The sequence below is a fragment of the Candidatus Gillettellia adelgis genome (assembly GCA_020541285.1).
Taxonomy (GTDB): Bacteria; Pseudomonadota; Gammaproteobacteria; order Enterobacterales; family Enterobacteriaceae; genus Gillettellia; species Gillettellia adelgis.
In genome coordinates this window covers 617883-634613 of record CP047043.1, presented here as the reverse complement: position 1 = coordinate 634613, position 16731 = coordinate 617883, and the positions used below count along the sequence as shown (strand labels likewise).

Sequence of the window (16731 nt, the reverse complement as noted above, 5' to 3'; positions counted from 1 at the left end):
TTTAGTCAAACTCTAACTCTACCTGATTATCACCTACTAAGGTGCGTAAATCTGTTAACAAACGGTCAGTTGGTGTTACATACCAATCGGTATTGCAACGCAGCTTGACAGATTCCTCTTCCTTTCGATAATAAATGTGGACTGGTACCGTCCCTGATCGATAGGGTTCTAGAAACTGATATAGATGATTTAAAAACTGATCATCAACCAGCCTGTTTGTTAATGAAATAGCAAGCCTGCGCACGTATTTTTCACGAGCTTCATTAATATCGATTACCTGATACGCTATCATTTTAAGTGCACCGCTAAAATTATCAAAGCTAACCTGCCCACTAGCGATCAGGATACGGTCTTTTTCTAACAAGTGCTGGTATTTTTCTAATGTTTCAGTAAAGAGTATTATCTCTAGACGCCCTGAACGATCATCTAATGTACATATACCAAGTCGAGTGCCTCGTTTAGTAACTATCACTCGCACGGCTGTTACTAAACCCGCCGCAGTTGTTGTCTTACCTCGATCTGTCGGTTGCATATCTTTTAAACGATGGTTATTAGTATAACGTTTAATTTCATTTAAATACTGAGTAATTGGGTGGCCAGTAAGATATAAACCAAGTGTTTTCCGTTCGCCGTCCAGCACCACGTGTTCCTGCCAACGGGGCACGTTATTATAAGATTTCTCGATTTTATCCAAAGGTTCTGAAAGAACACCAAACATATCTACTTGTCCAATAGCTTTAGCTTTAGCATGTTGATCAGCTGCCTTTAATGCATCACTTAATGAGTTCATTATGGCCGCACGATGGGGTCCAAGACAATCAAACGCACCAGACATAATTAGCTTTTCCAGAATACGACGATTTAATTTTTTAATATCAGAACGTGCACAAAGATCAAATAAATCTTTAAAATAACATAATTTACTATTATTACGTGCTTCAATCATGGCTTCAATTGTCCCCTCCCCTGCACCTTTAATCGCACCAATACCATAAACAATTTCACCTGTATCGTTGACGTGAAAACGATACTGCCCACTATTAATATTCGGGGGAAGAACCTTTAAACCCATGCGCCAGCATTCGTTTACTAGCCCAACTATTTTTTCAGTATTATCCATATCAGCGGTCATGACCGCTGCCATAAAATCAGCCGGATAGTGTGATTTTAACCAAAGTGTTTGATAAGATACTAGTGCGTAAGCGGCAGAATGCGATTTATTAAAGCCATAACCAGCAAATTTCTCTACAAGATCAAAGATTTTTATTGATAGTTCACTATCAATACCACGCAATTTTGCACCATTTTCAAAGCCAGCGCGTTGTTTGGCCATTTCAATTGGATTTTTTTTTCCCATAGCACGGCGAAGCATATCTGCTCCTCCAAGCGTATAACCAGCTAACACCTGAGCTATCTGCATTACTTGTTCTTGATATAAAATAACACCGTAAGTTGATTTTAAGACTGGCTTCAGTAACTCATGTTGCCAGTGGATATCGGGATATGAAATCTCCTCACGCCCGTGTTTACGGTCAATAAAGTTATCCACCATACCTGATTGTAAAGGGCCCGGGCGAAATAATGCCACCAACGCGATCATGTCTTCAAAACAGTCAGGCTTCAGGCGTTTAATTAAGTCCTTCATACCGCGCGATTCAAGCTGAAATACCGCTGTAGTTTCTGAGCGCTGTAACATACAAAAGCTTTTTGTATCATCTAGTGCAATAGTAGTGATGTCGATTGGTGGGTCACCATGCTTGACACGTCGTGCATTAATCATCTCCAGAGTCCAATCAATTATAGTTAAAGTACGTAAGCCAAGAAAATCAAACTTTACTAGTCCAGCATATTCTACGTCGTTTTTATCGAACTGTGTTACTGGATTATGGCCTTCGGCATCATAATAGAGAGGAGCAAAATCAGTAATTTTTGTTGGTGCAATTACTACGCCACCAGCGTGCTTTCCAGCATTACGTATCACTCCCTCTAGTTTGCGCGCCATATCAATAAGTACTTTAACTTCTTCATCTATTTCATAGATTTCATTTAATTTTGGCTCAGCAATCAATGCCTCTTTCAATGTTATACCTGGATCATGTGGAATCAATTTGGCAATATGATCAACGAAGCCGTACGGATGACCTAGCACGCGACCGACATCGCGGATTACTGCTTTCGCCGACATCGTTCCAAAAGTGATAATCTGTGATACTGCTTCACGACCATACACCTCCGACACATGATCAATAACTAGATCACGCTTTTCCATGCAAAAATCGATGTCAAAATCTGGCATTGAAATACGCTCTGGATTAAGAAAACGTTCAAATAATAAATCAAACTCTAGTGGATTAAGATCAGTGATATTCAGGGAATAAGCTACTAATGAACCAGCACCAGAGCCACGTCCTGGCCCTACTGGAATGTTGTTCTCCTTGGACCATTGAATAAACTCCATCACGATTAAAAAATAACCAGGAAATCCCATCTGGTTAATCACTTGCAACTCAGAATCCAGACGCCCGATATATTCTAGGCGTCGGTGCGCGCGTACTACAGGATCAGGGAACAGTAGCACAAGACGATTTTCTAATCCTATATGCGACTTCATCACTAAAAAATCTTCAGTACTCATATGATCCGTCGGAAATTTCGGCAAGAAATATTCGCCCAAACGAATACTTACATTACAGCGTTTCGCAATCTCAACACTATTTATCAACGCTGACGGAATGTCGGAAAATAGCTCACACATATCATCTTCACTGCGTACATATTGCTGCGAGCTATAGTTGCGTGGTCGTTTTGGATTATCTATCGTAAAGCCTTTTTGGATAGCTACACGAACTTCATGAGCATAAAAGTCATCTTTTACTAAAAAACAGACATCGTTGGTAGCTACCACGGGTAAATCACGCTCAATGGCTAACGCTACAGCAGCATTCAGATAAATTTCTTCGTCCTGACGGCCGGTACGGATCAGTTCTAGATAGTAAAAATTAGGAAAATACTGTTGGTAAAAATCCAAACACTTCTGAACCTGATCGTGGTTACCACTTAACAAGAATTTACCAACATCACCATGACGTGCACCGGAAAGAAGAAGCAACCCTTCACGGTGTTCAACCAACCAATTTCGATCAATAATTGGCCCAGAAGGGCCGTAGCCTTGTTCGTAAGCCCGGGAGATAAGCAGCGTTAAATTCTTATAACCAACATTGTTAGTGGCTAATACAGTTAGTTGTGCTAGTATATCGCCTTTCATGCGAAAATCCGCACCGATAATTGGTTTAATGCCAGCACTGTTTGCGCTAATGTAAAACTTCACCAGACCAAATAAGTTAGTAAAATCAGTAATTGCTAAAGCAGGCATCGCTAAAGCAGTTGCTTTCTTTACTAAGAGGTCAATCTTTACTAATCCATCAATAATTGAGTAATCACTATGAACACGCAAGTGAATAAATCGGGGTTTAGCCATATATAAATACCCAAAAGAAGTAGCTCAACGTGTTAAGAAAAGTAAACATCAACGCATTATAGTATAAAGTTATACCTTAAATACGTTACTCGCTGAAATAATAGTAAGATAGTAGTATTCAATCACTTTTAGCCTATCCAGGCAAGATACACAGAAAACTGTTAGATAGTATCTCTGTAATGTAACGTTATAAGCAAAAACGCATAAGATAATGTATACATTTTATCGTCATGCATAACTTTAGCTAAAGCATTAATTCTATGCAATTATTTCTATCTATCATCACCTGCACATACATAGAAACATCAGGAAGTAGTTACTATCAATCAATACTGTTATTAAGATAACACACTGAAATATTTTAAGATGCAGTAAAACATCTAGAACACGGGTATCAGAGTAAAAGAAAGGTTTCATCGTACGCATTTTTTACATCTGCAAGATAATTCACTACACATAACCTTATAACGCATTTTCTATATCCATAAAACAGTAGCGTATAGCACATGCAGCTAGCTCACTTCCTTTAACTAAAGGTACATTAGATTTTTAAAATAAGTATTAAAATATTTTATGATACGGCGCTTTCTTGAGGCTTCGCTGATTTTTTTTTAAGCTAACGATCGACTGATCTTTAAGTAAAATTACCACGCTAACAATCACTAATACTTACAAAAAACCACAACCTTTTGCTACATTAAAAATCAAAAACATCACAAGATCATTAGCGAAATATCATGCGAACGCCTGATTTAATACTGCCTGGGCGGCTTGGATGTCAGCACTACAACAGATGATTTTATGCAAGGCAAGGAAGTTCTCCTTTAATCTTTTATGTTTTGTACTATCTTCTAGCAACGGTATTAATGCTTTGGCTAATTTTTCTGGTACGCAATTATCTTGCAGCAACTCGGTAACAATTGCTTTTCCTGCTAATAAGTTAGGTAATGATACATAAGGAGTATTCACCAACTTTTGTGCTAACCAAAAAGTCAATGGCTTCATGCGATAGCCTACTACCATCGGACACTTAGCGAACATACATTCTAGCGCAGCAGTGCCTGATGCTAACAAGGCCGCGTTGCTAGCTATCATAGCTTCGCGACCCTGCCCGTTCAGTAAGTGTACCGCTAGCTCCGGAGCTACTGCGGCCTTAATACGTTTAAATTGTTCACGGTGTTGGGCATTGATTAGCGGAACAAGCACCTTTAGATCAGTGTAGTGGCTACATAAATATTGCGCGGTTTTCAAGAAAATAGCGCTTAGAGTCTCAATTTCTGCACTACGGCTACCAGGCAATATAGCCAAACAACGCACTTTTGGGTGAATACCCAATACAATACGCGCTGCTAACTGATCCGGTTGCAACGGCATAGCATCCGCCGTGGGATGTCCGATAAACTGACACGGAATATTAAAGCGGTCGTACAATTCCTTTTCAAAAGGAAAGCAAACCAACACTAAATCCGTGGCTGCACCAATTTTGAAAATACGTTTATGACGCCATGCCCATACTGATGGGCTAACATAATGGATGGTGCGAATACCACGCTGCTTGAGACAGACTTCAAGCATAATATTAAAGTCTGGTGCGTCTATGCCAATAAATACATCAGGTTTTAAATTACTAAATCGGTGGATAAGATTCTTTCGGATTCTTAATAGACGTGGTAATCGCCAAAGCACTTCCACTACGCCCATTACCGCCAATTCTTCCATTTCATACCAAGCTTCACAACCTTCAGCCTGCATCAACGGGCCGGCAATACCAAAAAAATAGACTTTAGATACCTGTGCCTTAATTGCCCGAATTAACCCGGCTCCAAGAATATCACCAGAAGTTTCTCCAACAACTAATCCAATAATCAATGGGCGTTGTGACATAAATTAACGAATAATACCGCGAGTTGAACGCATAAAAAAATCAAGGAACTGCTGTAACACCGACTGTTCTTTAGCTAGCGTTTTAATAGCTGTTTTTGCTTGATCTAATGTTTTCTCAGATCGATAAATCATCCTATAGGCATGGCGAATTGCCTGCATTTGATTTTTGCTAAAACCACGACGCTTTAATCCAATAGCATTAATGCCGAATGGTGCAGCATGGTTACCTTGTGCAATAACAAAAGGGGGTATATCCTGAGCTACACCTGAGCACCCACCCACCATTACATGCGCGCCAATAATGCAAAATTGATGGATCGCCGTCATCCCCCCAATAATAGCATAATCATCAACTTCTACATGCCCCGCTAATGTAGCATTATTAGCTAATACACAGGAATTACCGACAGTACAGTCATGTGCGATATGCACATTAACCATAAGAAGATTGTCATTCCCTACTTTGGTCAGTCCAGCTCCCTGTATGGTACCGCGATGAATTGTAACGCTTTCACGAATACGATTTCTCTCACCAACTTCAACGCGTGTTAGCTCGCCTGAATATTTTAAATCTTGACTTATTTCTCCAATAGTACAGAACTGATAAATCTGATTATCACGGCCAATCTTAGTAATACCGTTCACTACAACATGAGATTTTAGTACCGTTCCAACCCCAATTTCTACTTGCGAGCCGACATAACAGAAGGCTCCAATATATGCACTAGCACCAATAATAGCACCTTCTTCAACTATCGCGCTGGGATGAATAAAGGCGGTTTCGTCAATCACGCATTAAGCCTCTCTGCTACGAGCACACATCATAGTTGCTTCGCAGACAATTTTACCATCCACTAACGCTACGCCTTTAAACCGCGTTAAACCACGACGAGTTTTCTGAAAGGTAACCTCCATAATCATCTGGTCACCAGGTACTACCGGACGCTTAAAGCGGGCTTCGTCAATACCAGCAAAATAGTACAACTCGCCTCGCTCTAGTTTTCCTACACTTTTAAACGCTAAAATACCGGTTGCTTGCGCCATAGCTTCCAAAATCAACAAGCCTGGGAAAATTGGTTTTCCAGGGAAATGTCCTTGGAAAAACGGCTCATTCATAGACACGTTCTTCACTGCATGAAGGAATTTATGCTCCTCAAAATTAAGGACGCGATCGACCAGTAAGAACGGGTAGCGGTGAGGAAGCAGTTCCAAAATTTCTACAATATCCAGAGTATGGGTGTCAGTAGTCAAAATACTCTTCCTGTCTTTAAAACTGATGGCATTAATAACACGGCCTGCATTGACCCCATAAGAGATCATCATGCAGGCCGTAAATTAGCAACTCTGTGCACTTTTAGTCTCATGACTAACGCGTTTCGTTGAGTACTTAGCATGGTGAATTAGCAGATGATAATACTTTGAGTCTTGTAAACTTAACTTTGTTAGCTATCGTCACTTACCTTGATTACATAATAGTCTACCTTTAAAGGTTATCAGTCCCTTTAAGGCGCATTAAGCACTATACAAGATATTGATGATCAATTACCCTTAGATTTTATTAATATATGGCATACTATTTATCGGGTATCATCTTTCCTATCTTACGTTCAAGAGTTTTTAAACGTTTGTTGATTTTATTGATGTTCATGACTAGCGCAGCAGTTTTTCGCCACACTTTATTTGGCTGTGATGGAATACCAGAAGTGTATACTCCAGGCTCAGTAATTGGCCGCATAACCATGCTCATTCCAGTAACTACTACCCGATCAGCAATAGCCATATGACCATTGAGTACGCTAGCACCGCCAATCTTGCAATAACGACCAATTTTTAAACTACCTGCCATAATTACACCACCAGCAATGGCTGTATTTTCGCCAATCACTACATTATGTGCAATCTGACATTGATTATCGATGATAACACCGTTCTGAATCAACGTATTATCCAATGCACCTCGGTCAATAGTAGTACAAGCCCCAATCTCAACATGATCCCCAATAATTACTGTACCTAGTTGAGGAATTTTTATCCAGTTTCCATGTTCGTTAGCATACCCAAATCCATCAGAACCAATTACTGTACCGGACTGAATCAAACAATGTTTACCAATTTCTACAGCATGATAGATGGTTACATTCGCCCACATGCGCGTACCCGCACCAATGCGTGCGCATTTTCCGATAAAGCAACCTGGGCCAATCACTACATTATCGCCAATCACAGCACTTTGTTCGATTACTGTATGCGCTCCAATAGCAACATGTTTTCCCAACTTCACCATGGGAGAAATTACCGCACTTGGCGAGATATTCTGCGCAGGAACCGGCGTAGTGTCCATTAACTGCGCCATATATGCATAGGTTAAATAAGGATTTTTAACCACAAGAGCCGCAGAACGACAGTGGGGTAAATCTTCTTGAGTAAGTACCACTGCACTTGCCTGGCAAGATTCTAGTTTTTTTTGGTAGCGACTGTTCGATAAAAAAGTAATTTGGCACTGCTGCGCTGAATGCATGGAAGCAACACCTGTGATAATCAGATCACCATCACCGTGCAATTTTGCATTCAACTGTTGTGCTAAATCAGCCAGCCGAATTGAAAGCATGTGTTATTTAACCTGTTTTAGCACATCAATTGTGATATCTTTAGAAGAATTTATATAGGCAAGAGCATTCGTATCAATTACTACGTCATAGCCTTTTTTATTGGCAATAAGTTTTACTGCATCTTGAATACGGCTGAGGATTTTATTTCGTTCTTCCATCTGACGACGCCGATTATTCTGCTCGAAAAGCTGTGCTTTCTGAGAGAACTGCTCACGTTGCGTTATGATTTCTTTTTCCAATTTACTGCGATCACTTCCTTTCATGGAAGCGCCATCTTTTTGTAAACGCTGCATTTTAATCTGGAGGATATGCTCCAGATTTTGGAGGTCGCTCGCACGACTTTTAAATTCATCTTCTAATTGTCTGGCTACACTCTCACGTGCTGGCAACTGCTGAAAAATACTCGAGATATTCACAACAGCAATTTTATCTCCCGCCTCAACACAAAATGTTGTGGCTATCGCCAAGACAAAACCTGCAGTACATAACAATTTTTTCACTACCAATACTCCTTATGATCTAATTATTTATGTTACATAACACTGAAGTACATAATCTACTAAATTTATTCTACTCAACAATAAAATTGATGCTCTTTTAACAAAAATTAACACTTTTAATTATTAATTTGACCAGTATATTTTAATATGTATATCGTTTATTTTTTGGATTACCTAGAATACTTACTATATACACTCGCAAGGAATTAACGCACTTTATTTGCAAAGTGCAGTCTCTAATCCAGCACTAATATTTTTGACAGCATCTAATTCTCTTAGTTTTATCCTGCTTATTTTATGTAGATTTAATTATTTAGAGTATAATTTTAATCCTGAGGTGAAAGCACTTACCAAGTTTTGCCAATATTAAACTGAAACTGTTCAGACTGATCACCATTATATTTTTTTAGAAGTTTAGCATAGGAAAATACAAAGGGTCCTACAGGTGACATCCATTGCAAAGCAATGCCGAAAGAAGCACGAATATTACTTATTTTGCTATAATCAGGTACACCATGTTTAAGAGTATTAGGTGTATTATGCCATTTCGTGTCCCACACTGTACCTGTATCTAGAAATAAAGAAGTGCGTACTGATTGCGCATATTTCTTTCCGATAAATGGCGTGGGGGTAATCAACTCTAAACTAGCGACCGCCATGTTATTACCGCGTACTGCATCATCTGAATTACAAATATTTTTCTTATCGGCACAGCTGTATGAATTGGAATTATAGTAAACCGCCTTTGGACCAATACTATTGGCCTTAAAACCTCGTACAGTATTAAAACCTCCGGCATAGAAATTCTCATAGAAAGGTGTTTCCTGAGCACCTAGACCATCAGCATAGCCGAGCCGACCGCGACCCAAAAGAACCCAGGTGCGATTATTATTAATCGGAACATATTGCACACTATCTACAATTACTTTGTAGTATTTGTTATCCGAACCCGGAATGGTAACTTTACCACTTAACATAATGTGGTTACCGGCGGTCGGAAAATAACCACGATCTAGGTCATTGTGAGTCCAACCTAGGTTTAAAGTAAAGTCATCAGCTGCATATTGCGCGCGATCCATAGTATTCAGAGCCATCCCCACTGACTTTAAGTATCGCCACATGGCGATCTGCGGCTGCATGTTTGATAAACCGTTATGCACATATCCAAGACCACTACGCAACGAGTTAGTTTCATTTATCGGAAACCCTAGCGTACTATCCGCTCCATAGCTTTTGTTAGTGTAATCAGAAAGAGCGGTATTATCTGATTTAAAGTTATTGTAAAAAACCCTACCTCCTAAACTAACGCCATCTATAGTCAAGTATGGGTCAGTCACCGATATTTCAGTGTAACTTTGGTAGTTATTCTTCGATGCATTTACACCAACGGCGTACCCAGTACCTAACCAATTGTCCTGCTGTAAACCCATCTGGAAGCTGATACCGCTGTCTGTGCCATAACCAATGCCAAAGTTAAAAGTACCCGTTTTGCGTTCTTTGACTTTATAAGTTACATCAATCTGGTCATCGCTACCTGGTATACGCTGAACCTGCACGTCAACAGTTTCAAAGTAACCCAGACGATTCAAGCGGTCTTTACCTTGCTCGACCTGAACGTTGTTCAACCACACCCCTTCCATCTGACGCATTTCACGTCGCAATACGACGTCTTTACTAATATCATTACCTTTAAAGTGAATATGACGGACATAGAAGCGCTGACCCTCATCTACATGTACATGTAGTGTAATACTTTTATCATGATCATTAATTTCAGGATGCATAGAGATACGTGGATAAGCGTAACCATGATTTCCTAACATCATCCTAATATGGTCTTCTAGTGCAGTTATTTTATATTCTCTATAAAGTTCGCCTGGCTTGATGTTAATCAACTGAGAAATTTCCCTTGAGTGCTTTATCAAATTGCCATGCACAACTACTTTAGATATTTTATACTGATCGCCTTCAGTGATATTGATGGTAATATAAAGATTTTTTTTATCTGGTGTTAAACTTACTTGAGTAGAGTCGATGTTAAAGCACGTATAACCGTGATCCAGATAAAAGTTACGCAGATTTTCGAGATCGTTTGATAGCTTGTGTCGATAGTATCTTCGATCTCCACCAAAATTTAACCATGATACTTCGTCATGTAATTGAAAACTTAAAATTAAGTCATCCTTTGCAAAAGCATGGTTACCAACAATATTAATTTGTTGAATCTTAGTAAATCCTCCTTCTAAAAAGACTAATGTCAAGTCGACACAATTAGAAGACAGCGGTGTCACCTTAGATGTTACTGATACATCGTATTTACCGACGCTGTGGTAAAAATCTAGCAATCCTTTTTTTAGGTTAAAAATCTTAGTCTGATCAAGGGGCTCGTTCACTCGAACGCCATAAGCCTCCAAGCTTTGCTTGAGCGCATCGTCTTTTATCAACTTGTTACCAGAGAACGTAATCCGAGAGATAATAGAGCGTTCTCTAACTTGAATAATCAGTGTATTACCATCGCGTAATACATGAATATCTTCAAAATTTCCAGTGGCGAACAAAGTACGAATAGCATTACTGATGTCATTGTTAGTGACAACATTGCCTATGCAAACTGGTGTATTAAGCAGCGCGAAATCAATAGCAACCCGCTTCAATCCTTCAAAATGAATATTTTTCACCAAGAACTTATCTGCACCGTATACGGTAGCGCTACTGAAGAGCAGCACTGCTATAAGCAACTTTTTTGTCTCCATCTTTATTATACGTGCTTCCTAATTTATCTCTCCCTCTAAAGAAGACGATAAAAATCATTGAAAAGTGCAAGACCCATTAGCAATACTAACATAATTGCACCTAAACGGTAGCTGTAATCCTGCACTTTCTCAGAAATTGGCTTTCCTTTTAACTTTTCTAGCGTCAGGAAGAAAAGATGGCCACCATCTAACATAGGTAAAGGTAAAAGATTGATAGTTCCTAAATTGATACTAATTAATGCTAGAAACATCAGATAACATACCAATCCGTTCCCAGCAGCAGCACCTGCCCCTTGTGCAATGGAAATAGGGCCACTTAAGTTATTTAGCGTCATATCGCCGGTTATTAACTTTGCCAAGCTACCGACTGTAAGTCGCGTTAGTTGCCAAATTTTTTCACGTGCTTGATATAATGCTGGTAACCAATTATATTTTTGGATGATCTGATATTCTTCTGGCGCAGACAGTATTGTCGGTATAACACCTGCAAATCCCACGAATTCTCCTTTTCTAATCTCCTTTAGATTCGGTATTAATGTTAAAAATATAGGAGATCCGTTTCTTTTAACTTCCAAAGTTAACGGTCGACCAGGATTATCTTGAATTAACTGAACTAAAGTTTGCCAGCAATCTAATGGATGATCATTAATCATTAAAATCTTATCTCCGACGTGTAACCCTGCCTTTTGCGCTGCTGAATCTGGCTGTACTGCGGAAAGCACTGATTCTATCTTCGGGCCTTTCGGAATTATACCTAATGTTGTTATGGGATCCTGTTGATCTGGTTTGAAATTCCATTGACGCACATCCAAAACCTTACTCACCGGCTGCGAAGAACCAAGTAGCGCTACATTAATATTAATGTGTTCTGCACCAATCCTCGAGATTAACGCCAAACGAACGGATTCCCAGTCAGGCGTTACTACACCATCAACTGACTTAAACTCCATGCCCGCCGAAATTTCAGCCTTGTCGGCAATAGACTGTGGTAAGATTGTGCTAATAACCGGACGAATAGTAGGAATACCAAGGATGAATATTAGCCAATATGCAAGAATAGCAAACAAAAAATTAGTCATTGGACCAGCACTTACGATGGCTGCGCGCTGCCAAATAGGTTGATTATTAAACGCCTGATCTCGGAGGGCAGGGACAACTTTTTCTATTCGTTCATCTAGCATCTTTACGTAACCACCAAGCGGGATCAGAGCAATGGCATACTCTGTACCTAGACGATCTGTATGGCACCAAAGAACGCGGCCAAAGCCGATACAAAAGCGCTCAATGCGAACACCGCAGAGGCGGGCAACTAAAAAATGACCACACTCATGCACTGTGATTAATATTCCGAGCGTTACTACACAGGCAACTATATCCAAAAGTACACTGAACATTATTACTTTACTCTCTGTAACAAATGCATTAAAAGACTAAAAATATTAGACAGGAAAACACAGGCACTGCTGCGGTTAAGCTATCAATACGATCTAGTATACCGCCGTGACCCGGTATTATATACCCACTATCCTTAATACCTACTTCACGTTTGAATATACTTTCAGTTAAATCACCTAATACCGCAGCTAATACAGTAATCACGGAAGATACTATAAGGGTAATTGACGCTATATGAAGTGACACATAGCGCATAAACAACCATGAGACTAATGCTGAAGTTATGCAACCGCCAATTAATCCTTCCCAAGTCTTTCCTGGAGAAATCCGCGGTGCTAACGGATGCGCTCCAAATAACTTACCAAATATATAAGAGCCAGAATCTAAACCCCATACAAGTAGCATCACATACAAGAGCATCCAGGCACCCGTTAGATGATTATCTGCATAGCCAAACTGACGTAGAGCTAACATACCTTCAAAGAAAGGCACGATAGTTAGCAAACCAAAAAGTAAGCGCAATAAAGGCGAATGATGCCACACTATTGCTGAACAAGGATACATGGCTACTAGTAGTAGTGCAGCTAACCACCAAATCAGCGATAACCATAGTAAAAAGTCAAATACCGCGGGAAAATTAATAAGATGATAATAGACGGATATACTAAGAAGTATGAGTGACAGTAAAAAACTGCAAAACATCTCCGACCAAATGCATTTTGGGTAAGTAGTAAAACCAATGAATTGACTCCATTCCCAAGAAGCTAGTATACATATCATGAACGTTATAAGTAAAAAAACTAACTGTGGCAGAAAAAATAGACTTACAATGACTAGTGGAATTAAAATTCCAGAAGTTATAAGACGATCTTTTATCAAATATTCCTCCGATGAGATGTAGATGTAGACGCGACAACTGTTGTGCCACCAAAACGACGTTCACGTTGTGCAAATGCATGTAAAGCGCCTTTAAAGACATTGTCATCAAAATCGGGCCAAAGAACATCGGTAAAATACAGTTCAGCATATGCAATTTGCCAAAGTAAAAAGTTACTAATGCGGTGTTCACCGCCAGTACGAATAACTAGATCAACTGGTGCTAAATCACTCATGGAGACGCACTTACTTAGTATTTTTTCACTAATTTGATCTGGACGTAACACGCCACCTTGCACTTGTTCGGCCAAGGCTTTTACTCCTTGAATAATATCCCATCGGCCGCCATAATTTGCAGCAATGTTTAATGTTAAACCGTTATTATTTTTTGTGAGATGTTTAGAGCGATAAATGCACTCCTGAAGACGCTTGCTAAAACGAGTAATGTCACCGATTACTCGAAATCTGACGTTATGTTTATGCAAACTTTTCAACCCATTATCTAATGTACGGATAAATAGTTCCATTAACGCGGATACTTCCTGTATCGAGCGACTCCAATTTTCACTGCTAAAAGCATATAGTGTGAGTGCTTCTAAATGATTATTAGCAGCAAAGCTCACTGCACGATGTACGGATTTCACACCCGCTTTATGACCAAAGACACGCACCTTTCCTTGATGTTTAGCCCAACGTCCGTTGCCATCCATAATAATGGCAACATGGCGTGCTTCTAACTGAAGTGGATTAGCCTTTTGTGGCTCTACAGACGCCATAACCGATGCTGAATTTCCTTAATAGCAATATATAATTTTCTTTTAAATCATGTTTTATATAAGAATATATGCACTGAAAACAGGTGTTTAAGTATCTATAGTAATACGCGCGGTTTCTACAAATAGAATGGACAGTTGCAATCTTAATCAGGTCGTCATTAATAATATACTCATTCATAATGGGTACAAACTATTTTATTTCAAAAAATATAAATATAGATCTCACGACAATATTTAAAAATAATTAATGAAGTCGAGTTACAGTGTTTCTTAAACACGCATTGACATCACGGCTTTTTTAGCTATAGAACGTGCTTGACGATCGATTTCTAAAACTTCACCAATAGAGGTTGGATCTTGTGACGATAGGCGTTCCAAAACCTGGTAGTTAATTTTTACGATATCAGTAAATCGAATTTTTTTGTTTAAAAAAGCTGCAACGGCAATTTCGTTAGCAGCATTTAGCGTAGTAGTAGCTGCTTGGCCAGCATCAAAAGCTTTAATAGCCAAATATAAACAAGGATAACGCTCAGATTCTGCTTTAGCAAAAGTTAGCGAACCTATACAGCAAAAATCTAATACGTCCACACCAGAATTCATTCGCTGCGGATAACCGATCGCATGAGCAATGGGTATTCGCATGTCTGGTATACCCAATTGAGCTAGCACACTGCCATCAGCGTAGCGTACCATCGAGTGAATCACAGACTCCGGATGCACAATGACTTCCATTTGTGCAGCAGAGGCATTAAACAACCACCGTGCTTCAATATATTCTAACCCTTTATTCATCATGGTGGCAGAGTCTACTGAGATTTTTTTTCCCATAGACCAATTAGGATGAGCACAAGCTTGGGCTGGTGTTATCAAAGAAAACTGGTTTAAGGGCATAGTGCGAAATGGGCCGCCAGAGCCGGTAAGTATAATACGAGAAATACCATGCTCCTTTAATGATGCATAACCTAACTGTTGCTGCACACCTTCAGGTAAACTTTGGAAAATTGCGTTATGCTCGCTGTCTAACGGCAATAATTGTGTCTGACTTGTTTTTACCGCCTCCATAAAAATGCGACCGCAAGTCACTAATGATTCTTTGTTTGCTAGTAGAACCTGTTTACCAGCGCGAATTGCTGCTAAGGTTGGTAGTAGCCCTGCTACACCAACAATAGCTGCTGTCACTTGATCAACATCCCCTAATGCTGCCAATTCACAGGCAGCTTGTTCACCTGCTAATACTTGGGTAGGTAGTCCATTCTCTTCCAGAATACCGCGTAGTTTACGCGCTGCACTTTCATCCGTCATGGCCGCATAAACAGGACGAAACGCCATACACTGCAGTGCCATTACAGTTACATTTTTTCCAGCAACTAATGCTTTAATTGAAAAATGCTGCAGATTTTTCCTGACTACAGCTAAGGTGTTAATACCTACCGAGCCAGTTGAACCAAGAATAGTCATTTGTTTCATTAGCGTCTTTGAGTAGCTGCTTAATAAGATAGTCAATGTCCCAATGTGTAACCTTAGACATTCCTGATCTAGGAGTATTTAATAAGTATAACAACTTAAGTCTGTTGTGATTCAACTTATATACACGTTAGGTTCTTTATTTATCCCTATATTTACCAACTAGTGTCAACCACTAGAAATTAATAAATTTTATCCATACAGTTTACCTGACAGTCTACAACAGATACCACTCCATCAAAGTATATTCGATGTTTACTCTACCTCTATCCTTTTAACTTATACCACGGTAAAATATAATTAGAACTCTAATAACTCTTTTTCTTTATTTATTAATGCCACATCAAGCAACCTAATATAGGTATTAGTCATTTTTTGAATTTCGTCCTGAAAACGCCGATCTACATCTGCACTGATTTCTTTATCTTTCAGTAATATTTTCATCTTATCATTAGCATCACGGCGCGCATTACGTACTGATATGCGACACTGTTCGGCTTCAAATCGTACAACTTTAACAAGATCTTTACGACGCTCCTCGGTTAAAAGGGGTAATGGAACGTGAATCACATTACCTATTGAATGTGGGTTTAAACCTAAATTAGAAGATTGAATAGCCTTTTTAATCATCGCGCTCGTAGAGTAATCAAACAGGTTAATTACTAAGGTATGTGCATCCTTAACGGTCACGCCAGCTAATTGACGCAATGGAAGTTCAGTGCCATAGCATTTTACTATAATACCATCCAAAATGCTCGGAGACGCACGACTCGTGCGAATTTTACTAATTTGTTTTTTAAATGCTTCTACATTTTTCCCCATGCGTATATCAGTATCTTTTTTGATCTTATTAATCACATTGCAAACCCTTTTAAATAAGTTACTGAGTAGTTGACATATCAATCACGTACATCAACTATACTCAATTAGCACTAATAACACTTACATCTATAATATTTTAATTTATATACGTTTATTTGCTTGACTAACTTCTAT

The 16731-nt window shown here is 39.2% G+C and carries 12 protein-coding genes; all 12 read right to left on the bottom strand.

The features are described 5' to 3' along the window. Position 1: 1 nt before the first annotated feature. The 12 genes from dnaE to frr all read right to left on the bottom strand — a co-directional run bounded on the left by dnaE (position 2) and on the right by frr (position 16593). Complete coding sequence (gene dnaE / locus GIY03_RS01360) at positions 2-3478, bottom strand: DNA polymerase III subunit alpha (protein WP_457913923.1); 3477 nt, start codon at positions 3476-3478, stop codon at positions 2-4. Between the two features lie 735 nt (positions 3479-4213). Continuing rightward, positions 4214-5362, bottom strand: coding sequence for a lipid-A-disaccharide synthase (gene lpxB, locus GIY03_RS01355; protein ID WP_457913922.1), 1149 nt, complete (start codon positions 5360-5362; stop codon positions 4214-4216). Positions 5363-5365: 3 nt separating this feature from the next. After that, on the bottom strand, positions 5366-6154 hold the full coding sequence (gene lpxA / locus GIY03_RS01350) for an acyl-ACP--UDP-N-acetylglucosamine O-acyltransferase (protein WP_457913921.1): 789 nt from the start codon (positions 6152-6154) through the stop codon (positions 5366-5368). Positions 6155-6157: 3 nt separating this feature from the next. Next, a complete protein-coding gene (gene fabZ, locus GIY03_RS01345) occupies positions 6158-6613 on the bottom strand; it encodes a 3-hydroxyacyl-ACP dehydratase FabZ (protein ID WP_457913920.1) in 456 nt (151 codons plus the stop codon). 322 nt (positions 6614-6935) lie between these two features. After that, positions 6936-7970 (bottom strand): UDP-3-O-(3-hydroxymyristoyl)glucosamine N-acyltransferase, encoded by a 1035-nt coding sequence (gene lpxD, locus GIY03_RS01340; RefSeq protein ID WP_457913919.1) that lies wholly within the window; start codon positions 7968-7970, stop codon positions 6936-6938. Between the two features lie 3 nt (positions 7971-7973). Next, a complete protein-coding gene (gene skp / locus GIY03_RS01335; RefSeq protein ID WP_457913918.1) occupies positions 7974-8471 on the bottom strand; it encodes a molecular chaperone Skp in 498 nt (165 codons plus the stop codon). A 347-nt stretch (positions 8472-8818) separates the two neighbouring features. Next, on the bottom strand, positions 8819-11224 hold the full coding sequence (bamA, locus tag GIY03_RS01330) for an outer membrane protein assembly factor BamA (protein WP_457913917.1): 2406 nt from the start codon (positions 11222-11224) through the stop codon (positions 8819-8821). 35 nt (positions 11225-11259) lie between these two features. After that, positions 11260-12618, bottom strand: a complete 1359-nt coding sequence (gene rseP / locus GIY03_RS01325; RefSeq protein WP_457913916.1) for a sigma E protease regulator RseP — start codon at positions 12616-12618, stop codon at positions 11260-11262. A 28-nt stretch (positions 12619-12646) separates the two neighbouring features. After that, positions 12647-13498: a phosphatidate cytidylyltransferase gene (cdsA, locus tag GIY03_RS01320; protein WP_457913915.1), complete on the bottom strand. Its 852-nt coding sequence runs from the start codon at positions 13496-13498 to the stop codon at positions 12647-12649. Further along, positions 13495-14271, bottom strand: coding sequence for a (2E,6E)-farnesyl-diphosphate-specific ditrans,polycis-undecaprenyl-diphosphate synthase (gene ispU, locus GIY03_RS01315; protein WP_457913914.1), 777 nt, complete (start codon positions 14269-14271; stop codon positions 13495-13497). Before ispU ends, cdsA begins: the two co-directional genes overlap by 4 nt. Positions 14272-14541: 270 nt before the next feature. Then, the gene (gene ispC, locus GIY03_RS01310) at positions 14542-15738 is read right to left on the bottom strand and encodes a 1-deoxy-D-xylulose-5-phosphate reductoisomerase (RefSeq protein WP_457913913.1); all 1197 of its coding nucleotides are present in this window, start codon (positions 15736-15738) and stop codon (positions 14542-14544) included. 297 nt (positions 15739-16035) lie between these two features. Next, positions 16036-16593, bottom strand: a complete 558-nt coding sequence (gene frr, locus GIY03_RS01305) for a ribosome recycling factor (RefSeq protein WP_457913912.1) — start codon at positions 16591-16593, stop codon at positions 16036-16038. Positions 16594-16731: the final 138 nt, after the last annotated feature.

Excerpts from the sequence above, each read along its gene's own strand:
- dnaE (WP_457913923.1), bottom strand. The coding sequence starts at position 3,478 with ATGGCTAAACCCCGATTTATTCACTTGCGTGTTCATAGTGATTACTCA.
- lpxB (WP_457913922.1), bottom strand. The coding sequence starts at position 5,362 with ATGTCACAACGCCCATTGATTATTGGATTAGTTGTTGGAGAAACTTCT.
- lpxD (WP_457913919.1), bottom strand. The coding sequence starts at position 7,970 with ATGCTTTCAATTCGGCTGGCTGATTTAGCACAACAGTTGAATGCAAAA.
- bamA (WP_457913917.1), bottom strand. The coding sequence starts at position 11,224 with ATGGAGACAAAAAAGTTGCTTATAGCAGTGCTGCTCTTCAGTAGCGCT.
- rseP (WP_457913916.1), bottom strand. The coding sequence starts at position 12,618 with ATGTTCAGTGTACTTTTGGATATAGTTGCCTGTGTAGTAACGCTCGGA.
- ispU (WP_457913914.1), bottom strand. The coding sequence starts at position 14,271 with ATGGCGTCTGTAGAGCCACAAAAGGCTAATCCACTTCAGTTAGAAGCA.
- ispC (WP_457913913.1), bottom strand. The coding sequence starts at position 15,738 with ATGAAACAAATGACTATTCTTGGTTCAACTGGCTCGGTAGGTATTAAC.